Annotated in this window: 14 protein-coding genes; 10 read left to right on the top strand and 4 right to left on the bottom strand. The window is 54.8% G+C overall.

The annotated features are described in order from the left end of the window. Nucleotides 1–9: 9 nt before the first annotated feature. From FEJ81_RS19735 to FEJ81_RS19750, 4 genes are all read left to right on the top strand, one after another. Complete coding sequence (locus tag FEJ81_RS19735) at nt 10–894, top strand: FAD binding domain-containing protein (protein WP_138246975.1); 885 nt, start codon at nt 10–12, stop codon at nt 892–894. Further along, nucleotides 891–1520, top strand: coding sequence for a (2Fe-2S)-binding protein (locus tag FEJ81_RS19740; protein WP_138246976.1), 630 nt, complete (start codon nt 891–893; stop codon nt 1518–1520). Before FEJ81_RS19735 ends, FEJ81_RS19740 begins: the two co-directional genes overlap by 4 nt. Continuing rightward, complete coding sequence (locus tag FEJ81_RS19745) at nt 1517–3967, top strand: xanthine dehydrogenase family protein molybdopterin-binding subunit (protein ID WP_138246977.1); 2451 nt, start codon at nt 1517–1519, stop codon at nt 3965–3967. Before FEJ81_RS19740 ends, FEJ81_RS19745 begins: the two co-directional genes overlap by 4 nt. A 125-nt stretch (nt 3968–4092) precedes the next feature. Beyond that, nucleotides 4093–5682 carry an AMP-binding protein gene (locus FEJ81_RS19750; protein ID WP_138246978.1) on the top strand — a complete coding sequence of 530 codons (1590 nt, stop codon included), beginning with the start codon at nt 4093–4095 and terminating at the stop codon, nt 5680–5682. Between the two features lie 25 nt (nt 5683–5707). Here the strand turns inward: FEJ81_RS19750 and FEJ81_RS19755 are convergent, their stop codons facing one another. Beyond that, entirely contained in the window at nt 5708–6775 is a 1068-nt protein-coding gene (locus FEJ81_RS19755) for an XdhC family protein (protein WP_229504803.1), read from the bottom strand. A 288-nt stretch (nt 6776–7063) separates the two neighbouring features. Between FEJ81_RS19755 and FEJ81_RS19760 the strand changes: the two genes are divergently transcribed. From FEJ81_RS19760 to FEJ81_RS19775, 4 genes are all read left to right on the top strand, one after another. Continuing rightward, complete coding sequence (locus tag FEJ81_RS19760; RefSeq protein WP_138246980.1) at nt 7064–8218, top strand: thiolase family protein; 1155 nt, start codon at nt 7064–7066, stop codon at nt 8216–8218. Continuing rightward, nucleotides 8215–8574 (top strand): Zn-ribbon domain-containing OB-fold protein, encoded by a 360-nt coding sequence (locus FEJ81_RS19765; RefSeq protein WP_138246981.1) that lies wholly within the window; start codon nt 8215–8217, stop codon nt 8572–8574. Before FEJ81_RS19760 ends, FEJ81_RS19765 begins: the two co-directional genes overlap by 4 nt. A 388-nt stretch (nt 8575–8962) precedes the next feature. Next, nucleotides 8963–9793, top strand: coding sequence for an IS5 family transposase (locus tag FEJ81_RS19770; protein WP_138246982.1), 831 nt, complete (start codon nt 8963–8965; stop codon nt 9791–9793). 125 nt (nt 9794–9918) lie between these two features. Then, nucleotides 9919–10455 (top strand): hypothetical protein, encoded by a 537-nt coding sequence (locus FEJ81_RS19775; RefSeq protein ID WP_138246983.1) that lies wholly within the window; start codon nt 9919–9921, stop codon nt 10453–10455. Nucleotides 10456–10728: 273 nt separating this feature from the next. On the opposite strand, the gene FEJ81_RS19780 is transcribed toward FEJ81_RS19775, so the two are convergent. After that, a complete protein-coding gene (locus FEJ81_RS19780; protein WP_138246984.1) occupies nt 10729–11364 on the bottom strand; it encodes an IS6 family transposase in 636 nt (211 codons plus the stop codon). A gap of 99 nt (nt 11365–11463) precedes the next feature. Here FEJ81_RS19780 and FEJ81_RS24440 point away from each other — a divergent pair, with 99 nt between their 5' ends. After that, nucleotides 11464–11811, top strand: a complete 348-nt coding sequence (locus FEJ81_RS24440) for a PH domain-containing protein (protein ID WP_175416500.1) — start codon at nt 11464–11466, stop codon at nt 11809–11811. A 313-nt stretch (nt 11812–12124) separates the two neighbouring features. Here FEJ81_RS24440 and FEJ81_RS24445 read toward each other — a convergent pair whose 3' ends face one another. Further along, nucleotides 12125–12580 (bottom strand): acyl-CoA dehydrogenase, encoded by a 456-nt coding sequence (locus tag FEJ81_RS24445; protein WP_138246985.1) that lies wholly within the window; start codon nt 12578–12580, stop codon nt 12125–12127. Further along, on the bottom strand, nt 12577–13572 hold the full coding sequence (locus tag FEJ81_RS19790; protein ID WP_138246986.1) for a ParA family protein: 996 nt from the start codon (nt 13570–13572) through the stop codon (nt 12577–12579). Before FEJ81_RS19790 ends, FEJ81_RS24445 begins: the two co-directional genes overlap by 4 nt. A 781-nt stretch (nt 13573–14353) precedes the next feature. On the opposite strand from FEJ81_RS19790, the gene FEJ81_RS19795 reads away from it, so the two are divergent. After that, on the top strand, nt 14354–15028 hold the full coding sequence (locus tag FEJ81_RS19795; protein WP_138246987.1) for a helix-turn-helix domain-containing protein: 675 nt from the start codon (nt 14354–14356) through the stop codon (nt 15026–15028). Nucleotides 15029–15088 lie beyond the last annotated feature (60 nt).

Raw genomic sequence — 15088 nt, forward strand, 5'->3', positions numbered from 1 at the left:
TACAGAGATATGTATCCAAGCAAGTTCGAACACGTACCTGTTCAGAGTATCGACGACGCTATCACAGCGCTCAAGGAGTACGACGACGCGGAACTGATCGCTGGGGGACAGAGCCTTGTTCCCCTCCAAAAGACCCGGTTTGCATCTCCGGACCACCTGATCGACATCGGGAATATCGACGAACTTCAGTACGTCGAAGCGGAGGACGACGCAGTTCGTGTTGGAGCACTGGCAACGCACACGGAGATCCAGCAGGCACCGCCGATCAGGGACCACGTGCACTTGTTCAGCGAGTGCATCAGCCAGATTGCCGACTGGCCAGTCCGTAATCAGGGAACGTTCGGCGGAACGATAGCCGAAGCAGACCCCTCCGGGGATTATTTGCCAGTTATGCAGGTTCTCAACCCTGACATCGAGCTCGCTGGTCCAGAGGGGGAACGTATGGTCCCCTTCGACGAGTTTTATATCGGAATGTTCACCGTCGACATGGCTGAGACAGAACTCGTGATCGGTGCACGGATCCCAAAGATCGAAACCGCCGTACCTGATGCTGCTGCAGTCGGAAGCACCTACAAAAAGCACGCAGAACGGTCCGGGGACTACGCACTCGTTGGTATCGCCGCGATTGTCGCCATTGACGCCGACGGGATGGTGGCCGACGCGAAACTCAGCGTCGGAGCGGTCGGCCCGCTGACCCGGGCAACGGAGGCGGAAGCGGCCGTCGAAGGGACCGAACTTGACGAGAACGCGCTCAACGAGGCCGCGGCTGCCGTCCGCGAGGCAGTCCTCCCCGATGAGGAGGGGCCAGAGGGAGAGTACAAGGAAGCTATGGCCGGAGAGTTCGCCGAACGAGCGCTTCAGACAGCCTACGAACGCGCAACAGAGAACCTATGACAGAAACTAACACTAACACCGAATCGACGACGGTCAGCGTGACTGTTAACGGCGAAGAGTACACGAAAGAAACGGAAGACCGGACGCTACTGGTCCACTTCCTTCGCGAAGAATTGGGCCTGACCGGCACGCATCAGGGCTGTGTCGTCGGAAAGTGTGGCGCATGTACGGTCCTCCACGAGGGGACCCCCAAGAAGTCCTGTATGCTCTACGCCGCACAGGTCGACGGTGACGAGATAACGACTGTCGAAGGGCTTGCCGACGTGGCTGAGTCTGAGGGCGTCGACCTCGAGACGCGAGATGGAACGACGCTGCATCCGCTGCAGATGGGATTCAAGCAGAACCACGGTCTCCAGTGTGGCTTCTGCACGCCGGGCTTCCTAATGACTTCGTATGCGCTCCTCCAGGAGAACGAGAACCCGACCAGAGAGGATATCAAGTCGGCCATCTCTGGGAACATCTGTCGCTGTACGGGATATAATTCGATCGTCGACAGCGTCGAATGGGCGTCGAAGGTGCTGCAAGAAGGAGAGCCTACGGCGATGCCGGACGGCGGTCCCGAAACGGGCTGTGGCTGCGGCTGTACATGTGTTGACGACGAGTCCGTGAGAGGTGATCAACCATGAGCGAGATGGTCGATCAAGAAGAAGCGTCTGACACCGACAACGCCGGAATGGTTGGCGACGCCTTCGGCCGCCGGGAAGACGACCGGCTTGTCAGGGGCGAAGGAAAATATATGGATGACTTCGATCCCGTCAGCAACCTTCACCACCTCGCATTCCTTCGATCACCGCTGGCTCACGGAGAGATCGAATCGATCGACACCTCGGCGACCGAACAACGCGACGATGTCGTATGCGTTCTGACGGGTGCGGATCTGGTCGAACGGATGGATCCGTTCGCCGTCGGCGTTCAGAACCCGCCGGAGTACTACCCGCTGGCAGTTAACAAGGTCCGGTACGACGGTGAACCCGTCGCGGCCGTCGTGGCGACGAGCAAGTACGCCGCGAAGGATGCACTCGAAAGTATCGACGTCAAGTACAACCGCCTCGATCCCGTCACGGACGAACTTGAGGCCCTCAAGGATGAAGCGCCTCAGCTACATGAAGGCGGGAACCTTGCCAACGAGCGAACGCTCGAGTACGGCCCGATTGACGAGGCATTCGAGAAGGCGGATCACGTCGTTGAATCGGAGTTCGAGTTCCCACGATACACCAGTGCCCCGATGGAGACCTACGGCGTCATCGCGGATTACGATCACTCCGCTGACGCTGCGACGGTCTGGTCGAACTTCCAAGGTCCATTCACGATGCACCCGGTCGTCGCGGGTGCACTCGGGATGTCCCAGAATGACCTTCAGTTCAAGGTTCCCTCGGACAACGGAGGGAGTTTCGGTGTAAAGGCGCACATCTACCCCTACATTGCGGCGATCGTCGTCGCATCGGAGGAGGCTGGCGTCCCGGTGAAGTGGATCGAGAGCCGGCGTGAACATCTACAGGCGAGCGCCTGTCACACCGATCGCACGCAGCGAATGCGTGGCGCCGTCTCCGACGACGGTCAGATCCTGGGCGTGTGGGTCGAACTGTACGACAACTTCGGAGCGTATGTCCGTGCGCCGGAGCCCGGGAATACGTTCCGACCGCTCGCGAACTACGTTAACACCTACGACTTCAACGCGTTCGGCGGGGAGTTCTACGCTGTCGAGACAAACAAGTGTCCGGCCGGTCTCAACCGCGGGTACGGCTGTCACCAGTACTATTTCGGACTGGAGCGGCTTGTCGACCAAATGGCCGATGTCGTCGATATGGATCCGACCGAGTTCCGGAAGCGCAACTTCATCGATGCCGACGAGTTTCCCTACGAGACACCGACCGGCGGCGAATACGACAGTGGTCGGTACGCCGACGCCCTCGAACGTGCCAAGGAACTGTTCGACTACGAATCGTACCTCGAGCGGCGCGAACAGGCCCGCGAAGAGGGGAGGTACGTGGGGATCGGCTGTTCGGCCATCATCGATCCCTCGGCCTCGAACATGGGATACGTCTCGGTGGCGATACCACCAGAGGAACGCGAAAAGGGCTACCCCAAGTCCGGTGCGGTCAGTTCGGTTACGATGATGGTCCAGCCGGACGCTAGTATTGTCGTCGAACTCGACTCCGCGCCGAGCGGACAGGGCCACGAAACGACAGCTAGCCAGATTGCCGCCGACGAACTGGGTGTCAAACCCGAGGCGATCAACGTCATCTCGGGAATGGACACTAACGAGAAGGCCTGGAGTGTCTCATCGGGGAGCTACTCCTCGCGTTTCGCGAGCGTCGGTCACAGCGCCGTCAAGAAGGCTGGTGAGCAGATCTCCAGCCAGATGCAACGGATCGCTGGGGAGATCCTTGACGCTCCCGCTGACGAGATTGAACTCGCGGACGGCCGCGCGTACGGTCCTAACGAGGAGTCGATATCTATCCGGCAGATCGCCGGGACCGCACACTGGAACCCCGCTGTGCTACCCGACGATATCCAGCCGGGGCTACGGACCCAGTATACGTTTAGCATGGAGGACTCGACGCCAATCGACAAGAACGATCGGATCAACTCCTCGGGAACGTACGGTTACGGCGTCCAGTTGATTGCCGTCGAGGTTGACGCAACGACCGGCGAAATCGACGTTCTCGATTACGTAGCCGTCCACGACTGCGGGACGATTGTCAATCCACAGATCGTTGACGGCCAAGTTGAAGGCGGCATCTTCCATGGGTTCGCGGGCGCGCTCTACGAGGAACTGGAGTACGACTCAAGTGGAACGCTCCAGGCAGATACATTCATGGATTATGCGGTTCCGACTGCGAAAGAAGCACCCGACGTGACGATGGATCACCTCGAGACTCCGTCGCCAAAAACGCCGTTGGGATCGAAAGGCACTGGTGAGGCTGGGACCGAAGGCGCACCGGCAGTCATCGCCAACGCAGTCGACGATGCACTCGAACCGGCTGGCATCGAGATAACATCGCTCCCGCTGAAACCCGAACGGATCTGGACGTTACTCAACGAGTCTGCGACTGGTGGAAGTGCTGATTGATCCGCCACGCAATTTCTGATCGGCATTGTGTTACTGGCGTACGTCTGTAACAACCCCTCCACGGGAGCACAATGTTTTTAATGGTTGTTGTACAATCGAACGATAGCGTAGTGTGAGAGTCAATCATGAACATGGGTAGAGTCTTTCAACGGACTGTTGATCGGTATCCGAATCGGACAGCCATCGTCGATCAAGACGAGGGCATCGAATACAGTTACAAAGCGTGGGAAAACCGGGTCGATAGGCTCGCATCGGCACTCAAGAAGATGGGGATTGGACCGGGCAATAGAGTGGGCGTCGTGATGCAGCCCCGTGTGCAGGTCGGTACTGTCTACTGGGCAGTACAGAAATGTGGCGCCGCGTTTGTCCCGTACAACATCCGAGTCGCGGCCGACGAACTCCAGTTCCTAGTCAATAACACGGAACCGGACCTGTTGGTCTACTCATCGATCGCTCGAGAGGCGGTCGACGGCGCACACGAAGCGTTCTCATCAACGGATGAACTCGTTTACGTTGACGACAACGTTCCGTCATATGCTGAGTCGTTCGAGGACTTCCTTCCAGCCGATGCGGAGTCGGTCGAACCGGCAACGGTCGACCCTGACGATACAAGTCTCATTCTTCATACGAGCGGCACGACCGGTCGTCCGAAGGGTGTTCCGCGGAGTCATACGAATACATACACCGCTGCGAAGGCTCATGTCATCCAGTCGCAGTGGGTTGACGACGAGACGACGCTCGGGTTGATGCCCATCTATCATACAATGGGGATTCGGACGCTCGTCTCCGCGGCGATCGTCAGCGGCACTTGGGTTGCACAGAGGGCGTTCTCGCCAGACCAGACTGTCGAACTCATTGAATCCGAGGAGATAACTAGTCTCTATCTCGTACCGACCGTCTATCACGACCTCGTCAAGTCATCGGCGATTGACGGCGCTGACGTCTCGAGCGTCACGTGCCTAGGTTATGCGGGGACGTCAATGACCGCCCCGATCCAGGAGGAGGTCAGGGAAACATTCGATCCCGAAATCTTCGTCAACCACTACGGCAGTACCGAGGTATATACACACAGTATCTGTTCGTGGATTGATTCAAAGCCCGGTTCTGCAGGCCGTGCCGGTATTAATACGCGAATTCGGGTCGTCAACTCCAGCCGCGACGGAACGGTTCCGCCAAACGATACAGTCGAGCAAGGCGAGCTCGGTGAAATAGTCGTCGACGCGACATCGCCTGAGGCGTTCGACGGCTACCTCAATCGACCGGAAGCGACCGAGCAGTCCTTCGAAGACGGCTGGTATTTCACCGGGGACCTAGGTTACCGAGACGACGACGGCGATATCTTCGTCGTGGGACGAGTTGACGATATGATTATCAGCGGCGGTGAGAACATCTACCCCGTCGAGGTTGAGAACGTTCTCGACGGACACAAAGCAATCGACGAAGTCGCGGTCGTCGGTATCGACGACGAGCGCTGGAACCAGATCGTTACTGCGTTCGTCACGCTTCCGGACGGCCCTAAGAGCGTCGATCTCTCGAGTCTCGCCGATCGATTGGACACATTCTGCCGAGAGAGCGATGATCTCGCAGATTTCAAGCGTCCACGAAAGTACGTATTTGTCGACGAGATCGTTAAGAGCAATGTCGGGAAAGTACTTCGCCGGGAACTCGAGATTGACGACCTTGATGTGGAGGTATATGAAATCGTTAATGTCTGAATCGGTATCTGGTCGTTAAACGACGCTACGACGCTTGTTCAGAATCAAGTCGCGTGTGAATCGGTCCTTCGCGGTCGGACAGTTGCCCACCGCTGCGGTTGTTGTGGACTGCAAGCAGTTCGGAGACGATGCTAAAGCCGATTGCCGTCGGTTCATCGCCGCCAAGATCCAGTCCGACTGGGGTCGCAATACGATCCGCGTCCCGACCCTTGATGCCAACTCCTTCGCGCAACTCCTGAAACCGCTTTCGCGGTCCCATCAGACCTACGTACGGAATGTCGGTATCGAGAAGTGCGTCCAGCGCTAACTGATCGTCGATCAGATTATGAGACATAAGTACTGCGTAAGTTTGCTCGGGAACCGTTACTAGGTCAGAGAGTTCTGTTGGGTGTGTCGAGATGACCTCGTCGGCCGCGGGGAAACGATCTGGCTCTGCACGGGCGCCTCGTGCCGTTGCGACACGAACTCGAAATCCGGCCTGTCGGGCCAGGGAAGCGACGGGGTTGATGTCTTCCTGATCCCCGAACAGCAACAGTTCGGGACTTGGATCGATTCGATCGACGAACACCCGAACCTCACCGTCGTCCATCTCAACAATCACGCAAACAGCGCCGTCGTCCGGAAGGGGTTTGGTCCGTTCCAAAGCGTTGGTCACAGCGGAATCAGGCAGTCCTGACCGGCCGGCCGTCATGAACGTTTCATCGGCGACAACCGTTCGATCGCCGACACGAACAGCCGGGTTCGACGATTCGATGGCCGTGAGTACCGTCTGCGATCGTCGGCTGTTGAGTCCCTCAACGACGGGGCTGAAGCTCTCGTCGATCGGTTCGATCAGGACATCGATAACACCGTTACAACCAAGTCCGAGCCCCCAAGCGTCCGTATCGTCGTCTGTCAGATCGTATGTTTCGGTGCGTGTCTTCCCGTCGGCGATGACGTCTTGTGCCAGATCAGTCACCGATCCTTCGAGACAGCCGGCAGTTACTGACCCCTGCAGTTCACCATCGTCCGCTACAACCATCTTCGCTCCAGGGCGGCGATATCCGGATCCCTCAACGTTGACAACCGTCGCGAGCGCGGCGGTCTCCTCCACGACGAGCGCGTCACCGATGGCCGAATGAACGTCGCGTTTCGTCGTGCTCCAAGGACTCTCGAGTAGACGAGTCATGCTTCGTATACGCTTTCGGCTCGAGGAATAACTCACTGTCGGTCGCTGCCCAAAGGCGTTACTCGTCTCCAAGGTGGCACTCCGTCGACGGTGTCACACGGGAATTTACAGGTGCTTGATCACGCGCAGATTCAACCCTAGTCGGGACAGAGGGGCGTAGAATTAAACAGCTTCAAACCGAACCCTGAAGTTCTATCGCTGTGAGGAGAAGATATGGGCCGAGTAGCAATAATTAGTGCATCGATGACCCAGTTCGGACAGCGTGACGACTGGATTTGCGAGTTACTCACAGAGGCCGGCGAGTCCTGTCTCACCAATGTAGACGTCGACGCGAGCGAGTTAGATCACCTCTACGTCTCGAACATGGCAAGCGGCGAGTTCGAGGGCCAGACCGGCGTTCCGAATGCCCTCGCCCATGATATAGGAGCGCTCGGTGCCTATACCCAACGTATCGACCAGACAAGCTCGTCAGGCGGTGCAGGTATCTACGCCGCGTGGCAGTCTGTGGCGTCCGGCGCAAGCGAGTTAACGATGCTCGTCGGCGGCGAGAAGATGACACATCGCTCGACAGCCGAGGCGACGGACATCATCGCTTCCCTGACGCACCCTGTTGAGTATAAGCACGGCGTCACTCTCCCGAGTTTCGCCGGGCTCGTCTCCCGCCTTTACCTTGAATCGTACGATGCGCCTCGAAAGGCACTTGGCGCCGTCGCTGCCAAAAACCATGCGAACGGCATAGATAATCCCCACGCCCAATTCCAAAAAGAGGTTGACCAGGAGACGATCCTCGAATCCCCAATCATTGCCGACCCGCTACGCCTCTACGACTTCTGTCCAATCACGGACGGGAGTGCGGCCCTCCTCTTCTGTCCTGAAGAGAAGGCTGCCGAGTATACCGATGACTACACAGTGATTTCGGGTATCGGCGGTGCGACGGACACTCATGTCGTCCACGAACGCGTTGACCCCACCGTCATGAGCGGCGTTGTCGACTCTTCCCGCCAGGCCTACGAAATGGCCGATATCGACCCCGAAGACGTGGATATCGCCGAACTCCATGATATGTTTACAATCCTCGAAGTCCTTCAGTTGGAGGATCTTGGGTTCTTCGAGAAGGGTGAGGGGTGGCGTGCAGCCGTTGAGGGCACGACTGCACGAGATGGTGACCTCCCCGTAAACACCTCAGGGGGCCTTAAATCGAAGGGGCACCCGCTGGGCGCGAGCGGTGTCGCGCAGGTATACGAACTCCACCAGCAACTCACCCAAAGTGCAGACTCGCGACAAGTCGAGGCTGATACTGGTCTTGCATGTAATGTCGGAGGATTTGATAACTGCGTCACAACCACAATTTTGGAGGCCACGTCATGAACTTCGAAGCACACTCTTGTCCCAATGGACACGTCACGTATCCCAGACACACTGTCTGTCCAAAGTGCGGCGAAGAACAGACTGAGATCGTTGATCTGACCGACGAGGTTGGCACTGTTGTCACATGGACGACGAGCACGGCGACACCGCCTGGCGTCCGCGAACCTAATCACCTCGCCATTGTTGAATTCAACCTCGGCGAGACAAACGTGCGCGCACTTGGTCAGACTACTGACCCCGTCGAGACCGGGGATCAGGTAACACCTGTTTTCTGCAAAGAGCTACGCGACCCAGGCGCCGGTATCCGCGAGAAGGAGAGCCAGGACTGGGACGGCTACCGATTCAGTCCAGTCTAGAAGCAGACTAGGAGATCCTGATTTGATCATCACCTTGAACCAGTTCAGACTATTGGTACATTTTAGATGAACTTTACCACTAATCTGATAACTCCAACTGTAAGGCATTGTCGAGTTAGTGCGGTTTGGGAAGCGAGTAGGTCGTAGAATTGGTTTGGCATGCAGTTCGTAGATTTGCTCAACGAGTACTACGTGGCAGATGTTGAACGGTCTCATCAAGGAATCTGAAACAACTTTATAGGACAATAGTATCTTAGACCAGCCGATGGCAACGCCGTTACAGGCTGCTATTGAGAAAATACTGTCAAAACCAAGGTCGAGTGGTATTGGGTATATACTACAATGGCTCTGTTGAAATCCTTAGTGAGTTACAGATTCAGCCGGTAGTTTGAGTAGATGGAGACCCCTCCCAAAGTCTCGGTTGCTCCGATTTGTTGAGGAAGCATTTCAGTTAGCGCAACGTGCCGTGGCTCGATACTCCTCGAAGTTCTCGAAAAAACGCTATACGCTCCATCAGCACATCGTTCTCCTCTGTCTTAAAGTTCGGAAGGACACAACGTATCGAACACTCCTTGACGAACTCATCGAGATGCCCCGTATTCGGAGTGCCATCAATCTCACAGAACTGCCTGCCCCGTCAACGCTGTGCAAAGCGTTCGATAGGCTCGATATGGCTGTCTGGCGGGTGCTGCTCAATCTCTCTGTTTCACTGCTCCCGACAAATGGTGTTGCGGGGATCGACGCGTCGGAATTCGACCGAACTCATGCCTCAAAACATTATACGAAACGGGCAAAGCTGACGATTCAGCAGCTGAAAGTCACGCTCTTAGTCGATACGAGAACGAATGCTATAGTCGATCTCCACATTACAACGACCCGTAAGCACGATACACAGATCGCACCGTCACTTATCAACCGCAACACAGCTAAAATTGATGTTCTTCTTGGCGATAAGGGATATGACGATCAGCAGATTCGGGCGATGGCCCGCCAGAACGGGATTCGTCCGCTAATCAAACATCGTGAGTTCTCGTCACTGCAGAAAGCGTGGAACGCTCGGCTGGATACTGAACTTTACGGCCAGCGGAGCCAGAGCGAAACGGTGAATTCTCGGCTCAAGCGAAAATACGATTCGTTCGTCCGGTCACGATGCTGGTGGAAACAGTTTCGTGAACAGATCCTCGCGTGTATCGTCCACAACCTCGACCGTGCGCTCTAACGATCAGTACAGAAGAGGCATCTATCTTTCAGGAGAGAAAGCAACCCGATCAACTGCCTACTAGCAGTTCCAGATCCTTTTCATCTTCCCGAAGTTGTAAATAGTCCTATTAGACATATCGAATAATGGCCTCCAGACGAACGGTAATCGGAGCCTCCGGGAGTATGCTGTTTGGTAGCGTGCTATCTGGCTGTCTTTCGGATTCGGACACCCTCTTAGCCGAACTCCTGCAAGTCAAGGGAATCTCTGTCAGATGGAAACACGAGAACCGCACCTATTCGGATCAAATACTCCAACTTCACTCCGACGACGAAGGCGAGGTAACCGGACAAGTGGCAACGGAATACGATCAGATGGTCTCTTCCCCTACAGATGTTACCGTTTCTAAGGAGATGCAAGAAATGTTGGAAAGCGAGTTTAACGACGTTCGTTATGTAATTGGCGTGTGTGGCGACGATATCGGCGACGGCGAATACGGTTGCCGAAACGCACCAACACCCAGAGAAGATTTCAACAGTGTTCAGTTCGGTGACCGGGCAGACGTCAAGATAGACAATAATCTGATTGACGTTAAAGACGTTGAGAGCGGCGACGTCGAAGACTGGAACACAGATATTAGCGAATTTGAGTGGAGCGAGCGCAACGCAGAGCACGGGCAATAAGTACCGACCAGGGATTCGGTATCTATCGTTATCTCTAGCAGACATTCAATAAGCACGTGTAGTGTACAATGGATTCACATGAACAAGTCTCTAGAGAAGAGGATTTCAACAGAGCCCTTCGTATGTCCCCGGAGGAGCGACATCAGTGAGCGTCGAACGATAACCCTCTGTTGGTGGTGTCCGCGTTCGCGTCTCGTAAACCGTCTCTGACTCCGAAAACAGTCCGCCTTCTCTCTGAATAGTTATCTCCTTCCATACTTCTTGGGGTCGTGTTTAGTTTGTAGCATTCTGCCAGACAGCGAAGGCTTGGAGCCACGATTCTGCGGTTGATGGTTTAGCATGACTGAAACAGTTTGAGAATGAAGAGGTGCGTCGTTTTATCTCTCGAAAGATACGTTCGACAGCGTTCCGATTTCCCTGTTTTTCGTATCGAAATCGGAGTCTGTGTCGGCGGAGTGCTGTCTGGAGATGCTGTGCGCCATCGACGAGAAACACAGCGTTTTCGACATCGTGTTTCTCGATTAGTTCTCGCAGAAAGCGTTCAGTCAATGCGGTCGTAGTCGTTGAAAATAGCCGTATATGAAGAATTCTGTTCGTTTCAGGATCGACTGCAGCATACAGCCAATACTGGTGATCATCGATTCGAATCACGGTTTCGTCGAGCGCAACGTGATTCGGATTCGCATCAGTTGTTGGCTGTAGATCGGCTTTCTGCACCCAATCGTGAACAGCCTTTCGCGAACGCTCGACACCGGACTTCTCGAGTTCCCGAACGGTATTCGAAAGCGATAATCCAGCAAGGTGGAGTCGAATACCAAGCTCCATCAGCCGGCGCGGTGTCCGTTCTCTCTCCACAAAACTCAAATCAATCCAGTCGCTACAACCATTGAGGCGGTCGATTTTTGCCATAGACCAGCATAAAATCGTGCCGCCTCACTTTTCACGCTTAACTAAACACAGCCCATGCAGAGATCCCAAAGTTCTATATAGTCACACTATCTCACATTTATGCGCTATGAAGACCGTTATAGATACAGCCATCCTATTCCGCTTAGTTCGTCTGAAGATCACATAGTCGGCTACCATCTTTGGGAGGCATATCTACGTCGGAACTATGGGTGGAAAAGAGATTACTATTGTCCCAAATTGATCTTATCTGATCAAAGATTGGTACATTTTAAAAAAGGCGTCTTCAATGATGTACACCAGTCCTATAATCTTGATAAGATATCATCTGTGACCTATGAGGAGAATTTTAGAAGTTCTAAAATAGAAATTGAGGAAGATCAAATCAATAATCAGTTCAAGATGTATAATGGTCATGCAAATGAATTAGTTCGACTTATGTCTGAATGACATTATTCGTATACTTATTTCTATACGAACCTTGAACCGAGCGAGGTACCGCCAATAGTTACTGGCGAGTTCCTCTGGCACCACTAGGGCATCGGGGCTGGGTCCATAGGATCAAAAGGTTTCTCCTCTCCGAAACAGTACAGTGGCTAAGATAAACAGACCCAAGAGAAGTCGAAACCCCGCGACTGCGATATTTGCCATACAGGAACCATCACTATTACTCACTTAATTCTGATTCTAAGCCGGATTTGAGAAGTACTCTACAAACCACTCCCCAACGCTGTATAATCGATCAAGCAGCAGCAGATATTGACTACTCGAGTTCGCCGAAGCCTTCCTCTCGCATCAACTCCGCGACGCCCTCCGGATTTTCAAACGCATACAAGAGTGCGAATTCGCGTGCGTCTGATTTTGGAATGTTACCGTTTGTCTCGAGTTCGTCGGCGAGTTCACTTCGGAAGTCCGACTCCTGGTCGGTGACGACTTCCCGAAGATGAGCCTCAATTCGTTCGTCTCGCTCGTCGAGGACCTTGCTTCGACGGACGAAATACGGATACTTGTGCTTGTCCTGCTCTGACTCGTTGGTCGACGTCGACGATGTGCCAGGCTGATCGGGCTTCGACTCCGATCGAATTGACGACGATCCCGATCGGCCACGATCCGGTTGACTATCGTCGATCGGTCCACCTGGCGGTTTGGATTCGGTTGACTCCTCCTCCTCACTGCTATCACTGTCGCCGAAATCGAGATTCCCAGAGCCGTCTTTCATTGGGACGCCACCTCGGTTTCAGTGGCATCTCGGAAATCAAAGCGTTCCTCTCCGCGGCCCTGAATATCGAGGACGAGTTCGGGATTAATTTGAGCGTCGAACGTATCCGTCGCGACGAACACGCCGAGCTCGTGTATGTCTCGGATCGTCTCGAGTTCACGGTCACGGACGCTTCGTTCACCGGGACTGCTGACCATTTCGCCGTCTTCTTCGAAGGTTTTCCAGCGCTCCTCGAGGACCTTGTACGCCGAACCCCGCGCTTCCCACATCGTATCCATCAAACTCTCCCGATCGGGGATTGCAATCGGCGTCGCGAACTCGTCGGTGTTCTTGAACTGCTTGGAATACTGCTGGTGAGCGTTTGTCTGGCCGACACCGGAGGGAACGACACAGGAGAGGCCGACCTCGATGTCCAGTTTGCGCTCCATGTTACCGACGAGTTCGTCGAGGCCGTCGAGACTCAGATTTCCTTTGCCGGCTGGTTTGACCGGAGCAACCAGCGTCCGCATGGCATAGATCGAGTTGTACAGCAGGTCCTCCGCTCGAGCGTTCGGGTCGATGAGGACGGCATCGTAATCCTCATGCAGTTCCTGTTCGTTCCAGAGGAGATCATAGAGGAGTTCAAACCGCGGGAACTCCTCTTTGCTCATGTTCTTCATGCCCGTTTCGTAGGCGATCTTCTGCTCGAGATTCGATGTGAAGTCACCGAGCATGTCGTGGCTTGGGATCACGTCGACGCCTTCGTCCGACGTTTCGATGAGGTCCTCAAAATCACCGTCCGGCATCTCGAGGATGTGCTTGACGAGGTTATCAGCCTCCGGATCACTGCGGTGTTCCCCGACATTGAACAGACTCGTCAGGTTGCCCTCCTGTGGGTCGAGATCGATCACGCAGACGTCCAGCCCCATCCGGACGAGACTGACTGCGAGATTCGCAGTTGTGGTGGTTTTGAAGGTGCCGCCCGATTCGGAGTACACGACTACAGTTATCATATACAGACCGTACAGTCATCTATTACATAAATCTGTTCCAGAGATACGTTACAGATGTCTGAAGTAGTATTCTGTAACAGATATCTGTAACAGGTTTCTGTACATGCTGCACTGCTGCGTTTTTGTCCCAATAACCAGTCTGTGAAAAGTATCTGTGACACATGTCTGTAACAGATATCTGTAACACACATCTGTAACAGTTATCTATGACAGTATTCTGTTATAGATCACTGTTCCAGAGACGACACCAAGTCGACAAAACTGTCTTTCAGGAACGGCCATCGCCTGCTACGGTCGCGATCGGGTAGCAACACCGTGGAGAGTCGTCCCGACCTGACCGGCAGACACGATGGCCACGCACTGCTTTCATTCAGCACATCATAGCGGTTGGATGAATCCGGCATCTCGAATGTCCACCGATCAGAATATTCTACCCCGATCGCGAGTGGGTCCTGAACATGTTGGTATCCGACACTCATCTCAGTCAGTCATTTAGTATCCCCTCGGTTCAGGAACCGAGTTGGTCCAGTGTCTGTCGACGTGATTGCTGTATCTCTTTGTTTCATGATTTCGAGACGCAACGATCGGTGAAGCGGGAGATTTAGATCATGAACAACAGAAGTCTCCTGCTCCAACTCCTTCGATTGACTGACATTCACCGACGCTGTCTAGTGATTCAACGCAACTGATTAATCGGAGAGAAGCCCCTCAACCGTGGCTGAGGATACCCAACCAGTCTAGTAAGTCTTTTTACTGTTCCCGGAATATTGGTAACTACCAAATGTACGAGGTGCTCGACGACACGGCGGCACGGGTCATCCTCGCCATCGAGAGTGGAGACTCCATCCGCCGTGTCGCACAACACCTTCACACGCCGTACGAGACGGTGAGGCAGGCCGTGAACCGTCTCGAAGACGCAGGCTACGTCAGCTATGATGACGGCCTCTCCGTCGTCGACGAGCGCGTGAGGGACGCCGCACGCGAGCTCGTCGCTACCAGCGCCGGCGTCAGTCCGCCTTCGATTGAGGAGGCGTACGTCCTCCCACAGTTTAGTGACTGGCCGTTCGCCTTCACGCGGATCGACGCCGTCTACGTATGGACCCAGGGCGGCTACCAAGTCGGTCGCGAGCCCAACGACTATCCGCTGTTCCTCGCTATTCGTGAGCAGGACGTCGACGCCTGGGAGGCATTTTTCGAGTCGTTCGATCTCCCGACCGCATTCGAGCGACAGCCCCGAGACGAGTTGGACGGACCGCTACAGATCGTCCTTGAGCCACGCCCGTCACTCGACATCAATCATGTCGAAGGGTACCCAGTGATCCCGAGAGCTGAGACGATCGAGTATATGCGTGAGAACTACGCCCAATTCCAGTCGGCGCTGGCGATGCTCGACCGGATGTATGAAGACCTTGACCTCGGCGTCACGTATCAAGAGAGTGAACGGGCACAGACGTAAGCTAACCTACGGCTAAAGCCGTGGGCTTTCAGCGTGGACTCCCGTTCTGGCCGAATCTTC

The organism is Natrinema versiforme, from assembly GCF_005576615.1.
GTDB lineage: Archaea > Halobacteriota > Halobacteria > Halobacteriales > Natrialbaceae > Natrinema > Natrinema versiforme_A.

Coding starts and splice junctions, on each gene's coding strand:
- FEJ81_RS19735 (WP_138246975.1), top strand. CDS start 10: ATGTATCCAAGCAAGTTCGAACACGTACCTGTTCAGAGTATCGACGAC.
- FEJ81_RS19740 (WP_138246976.1), top strand. CDS start 891: ATGACAGAAACTAACACTAACACCGAATCGACGACGGTCAGCGTGACT.
- FEJ81_RS19745 (WP_138246977.1), top strand. CDS start 1,517: ATGAGCGAGATGGTCGATCAAGAAGAAGCGTCTGACACCGACAACGCC.
- FEJ81_RS19750 (WP_138246978.1), top strand. CDS start 4,093: ATGAACATGGGTAGAGTCTTTCAACGGACTGTTGATCGGTATCCGAAT.
- FEJ81_RS19760 (WP_138246980.1), top strand. CDS start 7,064: ATGGGCCGAGTAGCAATAATTAGTGCATCGATGACCCAGTTCGGACAG.
- FEJ81_RS19765 (WP_138246981.1), top strand. CDS start 8,215: ATGAACTTCGAAGCACACTCTTGTCCCAATGGACACGTCACGTATCCC.
- FEJ81_RS19775 (WP_138246983.1), top strand. CDS start 9,919: ATGGCCTCCAGACGAACGGTAATCGGAGCCTCCGGGAGTATGCTGTTT.
- FEJ81_RS19780 (WP_138246984.1), bottom strand. CDS start 11,364: ATGGCAAAAATCGACCGCCTCAATGGTTGTAGCGACTGGATTGATTTG.
- FEJ81_RS24440 (WP_175416500.1), top strand. CDS start 11,464: ATGCGCTATGAAGACCGTTATAGATACAGCCATCCTATTCCGCTTAGT.
- FEJ81_RS24445 (WP_138246985.1), bottom strand. CDS start 12,580: ATGAAAGACGGCTCTGGGAATCTCGATTTCGGCGACAGTGATAGCAGT.
- FEJ81_RS19790 (WP_138246986.1), bottom strand. CDS start 13,572: ATGATAACTGTAGTCGTGTACTCCGAATCGGGCGGCACCTTCAAAACC.
- FEJ81_RS19795 (WP_138246987.1), top strand. CDS start 14,354: ATGTACGAGGTGCTCGACGACACGGCGGCACGGGTCATCCTCGCCATC.